Genomic DNA, 4,442 nt, shown 5'->3' with positions numbered 1-4,442 from the left:
GGCACGACCGATCCCTTGAACTGATCCCACCCCAGGAGAACACCATGGCCCGCGCCAGAGGTGCCAACGCCATCATGGCGGCGGCGTTCGAGACCACCTACGGAACCCCGCCGTCCTCCGGCTACCGCAAGCTGCCCTTCGTCTCGTCGAATCTGGGCGAGGAGCAGGGCCTGATCGCGTCCGACCTCCTGGGCTATGGCCGCGAGCCGCTGCCGCCCTCGAAGGACGTGACCAATAACGACGGCGACGTGGTCGTGCCGATCGACCTGCGCAACTTCGGCAATTGGCTGAAGCTCTACATGGGCGCGCCGATCACCACCCTGGACGCCGGTGGCAACACCCACGTGTTCACTTCGGGCGCCGTCGCGCTGCCGTCCTGCACGGTCGAGATCGGCTTGCCGGAGGTGCCGAGCTACGGCCAGAACTTCGGCGTCCGCGGCAACACGATGCGCGTGCAGATGCAGCGCTCGGGCCTGCTCACCGCCACCCTCGGCCTAATCGCGCAGGGCGAGAACAAGCTGACCTCGTCGGGTGCCGGAACCCCGGCTGAGGCCTCCGTCGAGCGGTTCTCGCCGTTCCAGGGAGCGATCACGCGCGGTGGCGTGGACCTCGGCTCCGTCGTCTCGGCCGACTTCACCTACTCGAACAACCTCGACAAGGTGGAGACAATCCGTCGGGACGGACGCATCGAGGATGCCGACCCCGGCATGGTGATGATGTCCGGCAACATCGCGGTCCGCTTCAAGGACACCGCGCTGCTCGACCAGGCCACCGCCGGCACGCCCGTCGAACTCACTTTCGGCTGGGTCACGGACGCGAGCCGCTCCCTGATCTTCAAGGCCCACGCCGTCTACCTGCCGCGCGCCAAGACGCCCGTGACCGGGCCGAACGGAGTGCAGGCCACCTTCGCGTGGCAGGCGGCCAAGGACATGACCCTCGGGAAGACGGTCACCGCCACCCTCGTCAACAACGTCACAAGCTATTGAGGCCGCCCCTGTGCTGAAGCTCCCCAACGCGTCGCCGGATCTTGCATGGCTCAGCCTCATCCCAGGCGTGCGCATCCGGGTTCGACCGGTCACCGTCGCCGCGATCATCGTGGCCCGCGCCGACGCCGGCAGGGTGTTCCGGGCCGACGATGCCGACAGCGATCCGCAGACGGGCGCCAAGGCGATGTCCGCCATGGTGCGCTCGCTGGCGCGCTTCGCCATCACCGAGTGGGAAGGCATCGGCGATGTGGACGACCGCCCCGTCGAGGTGACGCCCGAGGGTATCGACGCCCTGATGAGCCTGTGGCCAGCCTACGATGGATTCGAGCGGCTCTACGTTGGTCCCGCCCTGGCGGGAGAGACGGAAAAAAACGGCTGATCGCCCTCGCGGAATGGCACTTCGAGGGCGGGGCCGCCTACTGCGACGCATGCGGGGAGACGTGCCCCGAGTGCCCCTACATCGTCCAGGCCCCGCAATCCGCTGACGGCCTGACGGCCTGGGCCGTCGTCGAACGCTGCGGCGGACAGGTCCGCGCCGGCATGGGTGCGCCCTACGGGTTGGACTTCGCCGCCGTCCTGCTGCTGGCGGACGCCATGGGCGCCCGATCGGCCTTCCTCGCCGACATCCTGCCGCGCATGGAGACCGTCATCGTGCGGTCCATTCAGAAACAGGTGACCGATGGCGACTAACATCGCGATCCGCCTTCAGGCGACCGGCGGCGCAGAGATCCGGCGCGAACTGGACGAGGTGGGGGGCGCTGGCAAGACGGCGTTCGATGGCGTTACGACCGCTTTGGATCGGACGAGCGCCGGCGCGGACAAGGTCATCAATAAGGTCCGTGAGGTTGGTGAAGCAGCGCGACGCTTGCCCGACCCTTCCACGGCGGGATCAGGCAGCAGGGTAACCGCTCCATCCACGCCGAGCCCGGCGACGTCCCGCGAGATCGAGCGTCTGCGCTTCCAGATCGACGAGGAGTACCGCAAGGCCAAGCAGCTCGGCACCGCAGAAGACCGGATCGGACGGGGCGTATCGGGTGGCTACTTCGACGCTGCCGAGGCCGAGCGCCTACGGGGCCTTGCCGCGGCGAAGTACGGCGGCGGCACGAGCAACGACAACGATCCGGCTCGGCGGGGTCTCTCCAGCTACGACAAGATGTTCATCCGGTATCAGGGCTTCGACGTCGCCTCGTCGCTCGGGTCCGGGGCCTCGCCGATCACCACTGCGTTCCAGCAGGGTCCCCAGATCCTGCAGCAACTCGCCGATCGAGAGGGCGGTCTCGGGGCCGGCCTCAAGCAGCTCGGCGTGAGCGCGCTGTCACTGGTCACGCCATTTACGGTCGGCGCAACGGCGGTCACCGCCATGGGCGCGGCAATGGCCTATGCCGCCGTCCAGGCCGGCAAGGATCAGGAGGTCCTGGAGAAGGCCACCAAGGGCGTCGGCGCGGCGACGGGAGCGACGGCTTCGCAACTCGACGCCATCGCCCGCACCAACGCCGAGTCCGGCAAGGTCAGTGCGTCGGCGTCGCGCGAGATCGTAGCGGGCTACGCCTCCATGGGAACGATCGCGCTGCCCGTGATCGCCGACCTGACGCGCGTCACCACCGAGTACGCCAAGGTCACCGGCCAGGATGCCGCCTCCGCAACGGCGGAACTCGGCCGCGCCATCTCCGACGGCGCCAGCGGCATGGATGCGATCGCCGCCAAGATCGGCGGTCTCGATGACCGCACCCGGCAGTTGATCCAGACGCAGATCGAGCAGGGTGACCGCTCCGGAGCCCAGGCCACGGCGGCTGAGTACCTGAAGAGCACCATCGACGCGAACACGACGGCGACGACTGGATGGGCCGGAGCCTGGGACCGGGCCACTGCGGCTGCGAATGGTTATTGGGAGGCCGCCAAGCGGATCGCCGGCATCAAGCTCGGTATCGCCCCGGAAACTGCGACCGAAGCGGTTACTCGCCTTCAGGGTGAAGTCGACAAGGCCAATAACATTCGGACCAATCTGCTGGGCATCGATCCGCTGAACGGCAAGGACAGCGAGAAGGTCCGCCAACTCGCCACCGCTCGGGTCATCGCCGATCAGGAGCGGATGATCGCCGAGGGCAAGGCGGCTGAGGAGCGGGCGAGCAGGGCTTCCGTGGCCGCCGGCAACGTTGCACGCGCGGTCGATCCGAACTTCGCTCGGCTGAGCCAGCTTCGTGAGCAGCAGGGCGCCCTGCGGGATGCGCTCGCCGACCCGCTGGCTCGCAGCAAGCTTTCCGATCCCGGGCAGACCGAAGAGGCCTACACCGCCACCTCGCGCGCCATCGCCACCATGACCGATGCCACCGGCAAGATGGTCTCGGCCGAGAAGATGGCAGCCGAGGCGGACAAGCTCCGTATCGATACGATCAACGCCAAGACCGATGCCGAGAAGAAGGCTGTTGCCGAGCGTCAGAAGGCCTTCGATCTCATCGGCAAGACCGTCACCCCAGAGGATGCACGGGGGCAGGTCGCCCGCGCCGGCATCATCTCAGCGCTGGAGAGCGCCAAGGGTGGGGATAAGGACAAAGCCGAGGCCAAGGACGATTACGATCGGGCGACACGCGCGCTCGAGGATCGCATCCGACGTCAAGGCGAGGAAGCGCAGACCTACGGCATGGGCGCGGAGGCCGTGGCCCGGTATCGAACCGAGCAGGAGCTTTTGACTGCGGCGAAGCGCGCCGAACGCGATGTGACGCCACAGCTCACGGCTCAGATCCAAGACTATGTCGAGCGCTCCGGCGAGGCGGCCAAGCGGCTGGAGGAGTTGCGGGACAGCAGCAAGCGCACCGACGAGTATCGGTCGATCGGCTCCGACGGTGTGCGCACCTTCGTGCGTGGCCTCAGCGATGGCGTGGCCCAGGGCAAGCTTCTGGAAAACGTCCTGTCGAGCCTGAAGAACCGTGCCGCCGATCTCGCCGCCAACAGCATCAGCGACATGCTGTTCGGCAAACGAGGTAGCGGAGATTACGGGCTCCTGAGCAGCCTTTTCAGCGGCGGCTCTTCAAATGCGCCATCCCCCGGAGCGCAGGGCCCGACCGCTCAGGCTGGCGGCCTGTCGGCTCTGCTCGCCTCGGCGAAGTCGTTCTTCGGCTTCTCGGATGGCGGATACACGGGCCCCGGCGGGAAGCTCGATGTGCGTGGCGTCGTCCATGCCGGCGAGGTCGTGTTCAGTCAGGACGACGTGGCCCGCTTCGGCGGCGTCGGCGCCGTCGAGGCGATGCGGCGTGGTGCACGGGGCTACAGTGGTGGCGGCGCTCCGGACTTCACCATGCCGAGCGCCGTCGCGCGATCTGCGGGAAGCACGGCCATGCCGAGCATCAACTTCATCACCCCGCCCGGAACGAACCTGGAGCCGGAAGGGCCGCCCCAGCGCCGCGCCGACGGTGGGTATGATCAGGTGCTGCGCACGGTGGAAGGCGGCCTCGGCAAGCG

At 67.8% G+C, this 4,442-nt stretch carries 4 protein-coding genes; all 4 read left to right on the top strand.

The annotated features are described in order from the left end of the window. Positions 1 to 986: phage tail tube protein (locus tag MKK54_RS00595; RefSeq protein WP_244008576.1), on the top strand; the 986-nt coding region annotated here is incomplete at its 5' end. A 10-nt stretch (positions 987 to 996) separates the two neighbouring features. Beyond that, positions 997 to 1,365 carry a hypothetical protein gene (locus tag MKK54_RS00590; RefSeq protein ID WP_244008575.1) on the top strand — a complete coding sequence of 123 codons (369 nt, stop codon included), beginning with the start codon at positions 997 to 999 and terminating at the stop codon, positions 1,363 to 1,365. 161 nt (positions 1,366 to 1,526) lie between these two features. Continuing rightward, a complete protein-coding gene (locus MKK54_RS00585; protein WP_244008574.1) occupies positions 1,527 to 1,676 on the top strand; it encodes a hypothetical protein in 150 nt (49 codons plus the stop codon). Continuing rightward, on the top strand, positions 1,666 to 4,442 hold a 2,777-nt coding region (locus tag MKK54_RS00580; RefSeq protein ID WP_244008573.1), incomplete at its 3' end, for a phage tail length tape measure family protein. The genes MKK54_RS00585 and MKK54_RS00580, both read left to right, overlap by 11 nt.

It is taken from the genome of Methylobacterium sp. J-068 (genome assembly GCF_022829445.1).
Taxonomy (GTDB): Bacteria; Pseudomonadota; Alphaproteobacteria; order Rhizobiales; family Beijerinckiaceae; genus Methylobacterium.
This window is presented reverse-complemented; position numbering and strand designations above follow the sequence as displayed.

Bases quoted from the DNA above. Each gene is read 5' to 3' on its own strand.
- MKK54_RS00585 (WP_244008574.1), top strand. From the start codon at position 1,527: ATGGGTGCGCCCTACGGGTTGGACTTCGCCGCCGTCCTGCTGCTGGCG.